A 3,814-nucleotide genomic window follows, 5' to 3' on the forward strand; every position below is an offset into this window, starting at 1 on the left:
CCCCAACGGGGATAAAGTGGAGGAGCCGTATGCGATGACCCGCACGTACGGATCTGTGAGAGGCGCATGAAATTTTTCATGCGCCTACTCTATTTCCTTTCAATTCTTGAGATCAGTTCCTGAATGATAGCCCATTTTCTTTTAAAGCGGACCTAAGTTTAGGTAAAGAAGCTGGACCCATACCGTGAAATTCCAAAATCTCTTTCTCACTTAATTTTGATAGTTCGTTTAAAGAAGTTATTCCATTGTTTTCTAATGCCCGTCTTGCAGGAGCCGATAGGTGGGAAAGAAATCCGCTGCTAGGTATGCGTTCTTTCTCGCAAGTCGGACAGGTTGGGCAGTCGCTGCTTTTATAGTATTTATGTCCTTTGTTGCAGGTTCTTAAATGTTTTTCTGAAGTGGTCATTTTAAAATATCTCCTCAATTTGAAAGTGAGTGTATCTTTATTAAGACATTTAAAACTTATACAAAAGTAAACGCATCATATTTCTTAAACTAGGAAAGGCTGTCATTGCCGCATAAATCAAACGAACTTTTATAGGGAGTTTATGAACGTACTTTGATTTAAAAACAGAAAAGGCAGCTATTCTTTTCAATTTGGAGTTTAAGCGATCAACATCCTGAATATCATTAACTATCCACTTGTGTACAGCTCCGGTCGTTTCTTTTAGACGTTCTTTACCGGAATTTATTGCAAATGAGTTCATTACGTCAAAAGCAATCTGTCCATGTGGGAAATAGCTAGTTAAACGATTAAGTAGTGTTTTTACCTCATCCTTTGTCAGGTATTCCAACATGCCTTCAGCAATAATCATTACTGGATTGTTTCTTTGGATTTGATCCAACCAGGTCAGTTCGGTAACCGAAGAAGAAATCATTTCGTAACCATCTTGATTTGAAAAAAAGAGCTTTCGTAATTCGATAACTTCAGGGAAATCTACATCAAACCAACTTGCCGTCGATGGTGGATTTATTCTTGATATTCTTGTATCCAGACCACAGCCGAGGTTAAGTACCGTTGCTTCGGGCTCTTTTTTTAGGAACTCCTGCAGCCATGTATCCAATTGTTTCGCTCTAACAACCATGATTTCGTTGCCAAAATGATTGATTTTTTCAAAGTCATAATCAATTTTCTGCAGGATCTCTACTGCCTTTTTATCATGAAGAATAGGATGTTTTGAATGACTGTCTAATGCCTTTGCATATAAGGTAATCAGAAGTGTTTCTTTTTCTTCTGTTAAATTTATTTTATGGGTTTCGTTTAAAACCATCTTTCTCTCTCCTGTTATTCTATTCGGAAATTCTTAATCCTCCATTTTTTTTAACATTACATTCACCTTGTGAAGGGAAAATTGTAAATCCAACTGTTCTTCATTATTTAACTTAGTAATATTTTTACAAAATGTTTGATAAATCTTCGTCCATTTCTTATTTTCAATTTCTTTTCCTCTTGGTGTGAGAGAAACTAAGACTGCCCGTTTATCCTTGATGTCAGGCATTTTAATCAAATACCCTTCAGCCTCCAAATCCTTCACAATATTCGTTAGTTGCTGCTTAGCAATATTTAGACCAATGCTGATTTCTTTAAGATTTAAAGCTTTATTCTGCATGTAGATATATTCTATAACGTGATTCTGTAAATGAGATAATTCCACAGAATCCTTGTTTAATTCACTAAAACTACCAAAGAGATTCGGTATCAGAGCAATGTATTCTTTAGCTATTTCTTCAATCATAAATAAACCCCCTTAAATTAGTAATTATTATATTACTATATTTAAGTTAAATCAATTTATACCCTTAATAATAGTTAAAAAATATTTACTAAAATTTTAATATGAATTATGAGAGATGAATATTTTTCCATATTCTTCACGATAATAGAGAGGAAATTGAAAGCGATTAAGCGAATTGATTTAAAGCGAATATTTTTTTGAAAAATAGGAGGTCTATATGGGAAGATTAGTTCATTTCGAAATTCATGTGGATGACATGGAACGGGCAAAGAAGTTTTATGGAGAGGTATTCGGATGGTCCTTTCAAGATTGGAGTGAGTATGCTGGCATGCCTTACTTTGGAGCAGTTACGGGTGATGAAAATGATATGGGAATTAATGGTGCGTTGATGCAGCGCCAAGGGGCTAAACCGGAAGCCAATCAGGCGGTGAATGGTTTTGTTTGTACAATGGGAGTGGGAGACTACGATGTAACGGAATCTAAAATTATGGAAAATGGCGGAAAGGTCGCAATGCCTAAATATGCCCTGCCTGGAATGGCGTGGCAAGGATACTATATCGATACCGAAGGGAATATCATTGGAATTCATCAGCCAGATGCGAATGCGAAATAGATTTCAAGATAGGTGAATGAAAGTATGAAAACACAAGAGACAGCGAGCATGCTTGAATGGGTGAGGAAAATCTGTCTTGCATTCCCTGAAGCGGTAGAACATATCGACGGCTTTGGACACATTACGTTTAAAATAAATGGAAAATCCTTCGTGATAACAGGTGAAAGTGAGAACGGATTCGGCTTGTCGTTCAAATCAGACCGGGAAACTCAGGGCTTATTACTGCAGAAGGAGTATTTTTTCAAAACCCCGTATATTGGTCATCACGGCTGGGTATCGATTCAAAATCCTCATGGAGAGGTTTGGAAAGAATTGACCGATTTATTGCAGGAAGCCTATTTACGTGCGGCACCAAAACGATTGGTTAAGAAATGGAATGAGTTAAATAGAAAGTGATGATTAGTTTTCCTAATAGGGGTTCGAGTATCTGATTAAGTTGCTCGTGCCCCTATTTTTTTAACAAAAGATAGGGCCTGTTCCGCTTTTTCAAAACAGCCCCTCATTATTCATTCCAATGTATCGATCCACGAATCGACGGTGAGAACATCCGCCTGACGAGGGAATACCTTCTCAGTAAGGACGCGGTGAACTTCAGGATCGCCATCAATACAGGCATCACTCAAAACTTTCAATGAAAAGTCTTTATCCGCAGCTTCTCGTAATGTTGATAGAACGACTCCGCTTGTCGAAATTCCGCTCAGTATAAGTGTATCAATTTGGCGTGAGCGGAGGATCAATTCGAGCGTGCTTCCGGCGAACGCACTAAATCGGTACTTCGTTACAATCGGTTCATTTTCCTTGGGCTTAAACAGTTCATGAATTTGCGTTGCTTCGTCCGAGGTGGTCATGCCTCCCTGATTGGCAATACTAGTAAACGCCTTATTTCGTGGGCTAACTTCAGGATAGCCTTCGCTAAATCCAACTCGTACAAAAATAACCGGAATATTGTGTTTGCGCGCAGTTGTCAAAGCCTTCTGAATAGGAAACAGTACCTCCTTGTTTTCCGCAAAACGTGATACAATGCCGTTTTGCATATCCATGACTAATAATGCAGCTTTTTCAGTATGATTTTGCATGTGTTGAAAACTCCTTTTCGTTAAGGTACTTTAATATAAGTTTAATATTAAAAAGCCTAAATTCTCAACTGAGAGTTTAGGCTTTTTACGTTTTCAAAAATGCAGTTCTATGAAATAACAACAAAGATAAAATGTCACGTCCTTAATCTAGTAACCAGCAAAAGTAGAATAAGCGAAGATTTTTCGGTTAAATGTAGAATGGAGCTCATTTCGGGGTTAATAAGGGAAGGTTTTCCGATTATGCAAAGCAAAATCCCCTATTTTCACTTTTTTCGAATCAATAGGCGAAAAATAGAGACTGTCGATTAAGTTGTAGTTTATTCCACTTCTAAACCTTATTTCACATACTTTGTGAATTTTATTGGATTTTTTCACAAACTTTCATTGTT

Annotated in this window: 6 protein-coding genes; 2 read left to right on the forward strand and 4 right to left on the reverse strand. The window is 37.3% G+C overall.

From position 1 onward, the window contains the following. Nucleotides 1–112: 112 nt before the first annotated feature. From M028_RS0113410 to M028_RS0113420, 3 genes are read right to left on the reverse strand one after another with little or no spacing between them, the layout of a single operon-like run. On the reverse strand, nucleotides 113–406 hold the full coding sequence (locus M028_RS0113410; RefSeq protein WP_026574326.1) for an RNA polymerase alpha subunit C-terminal domain-containing protein: 294 nt from the start codon (nucleotides 404–406) through the stop codon (nucleotides 113–115). Between the two features lie 49 nt (nucleotides 407–455). Further along, on the reverse strand, nucleotides 456–1,271 hold the full coding sequence (locus tag M028_RS0113415; RefSeq protein WP_026574327.1) for a class I SAM-dependent methyltransferase: 816 nt from the start codon (nucleotides 1,269–1,271) through the stop codon (nucleotides 456–458). A 33-nt stretch (nucleotides 1,272–1,304) separates the two neighbouring features. Then, the gene (locus M028_RS0113420) at nucleotides 1,305–1,736 is read right to left on the reverse strand and encodes a MarR family winged helix-turn-helix transcriptional regulator (RefSeq protein WP_026574328.1); all 432 of its coding nucleotides are present in this window, start codon (nucleotides 1,734–1,736) and stop codon (nucleotides 1,305–1,307) included. Nucleotides 1,737–1,953: 217 nt separating this feature from the next. Here M028_RS0113420 and M028_RS0113425 point away from each other — a divergent pair, with 217 nt between their 5' ends. Together M028_RS0113425 and M028_RS0113430 are read left to right on the forward strand one after the other, a co-directional pair. Beyond that, entirely contained in the window at nucleotides 1,954–2,349 is a 396-nt protein-coding gene (locus M028_RS0113425) for a VOC family protein (RefSeq protein WP_026574329.1), read from the forward strand. A 24-nt stretch (nucleotides 2,350–2,373) separates the two neighbouring features. After that, a complete protein-coding gene (locus M028_RS0113430; protein ID WP_026574330.1) occupies nucleotides 2,374–2,745 on the forward strand; it encodes an MmcQ/YjbR family DNA-binding protein in 372 nt (123 codons plus the stop codon). 110 nt (nucleotides 2,746–2,855) lie between these two features. On the opposite strand, the gene M028_RS0113435 is transcribed toward M028_RS0113430, so the two are convergent. After that, nucleotides 2,856–3,425: an isochorismatase family cysteine hydrolase gene (locus M028_RS0113435; RefSeq protein ID WP_026574331.1), complete on the reverse strand. Its 570-nt coding sequence runs from the start codon at nucleotides 3,423–3,425 to the stop codon at nucleotides 2,856–2,858. Nucleotides 3,426–3,814: the final 389 nt, after the last annotated feature.

Source organism: Bacillus sp. UNC438CL73TsuS30, assembly GCF_000482325.1.
Classification (GTDB): Bacteria; Bacillota; Bacilli; order Bacillales; family Cytobacillaceae; genus Neobacillus.

Excerpts from the sequence above, each read along its gene's own strand:
- M028_RS0113410 (WP_026574326.1), bottom strand. The coding sequence starts at position 406 with ATGACCACTTCAGAAAAACATTTAAGAACCTGCAACAAAGGACATAAA.
- M028_RS0113415 (WP_026574327.1), bottom strand. The coding sequence starts at position 1,271 with ATGGTTTTAAACGAAACCCATAAAATAAATTTAACAGAAGAAAAAGAA.
- M028_RS0113420 (WP_026574328.1), bottom strand. The coding sequence starts at position 1,736 with ATGATTGAAGAAATAGCTAAAGAATACATTGCTCTGATACCGAATCTC.
- M028_RS0113425 (WP_026574329.1), top strand. The coding sequence starts at position 1,954 with ATGGGAAGATTAGTTCATTTCGAAATTCATGTGGATGACATGGAACGG.
- M028_RS0113430 (WP_026574330.1), top strand. The coding sequence starts at position 2,374 with ATGAAAACACAAGAGACAGCGAGCATGCTTGAATGGGTGAGGAAAATC.
- M028_RS0113435 (WP_026574331.1), bottom strand. The coding sequence starts at position 3,425 with ATGCAAAATCATACTGAAAAAGCTGCATTATTAGTCATGGATATGCAA.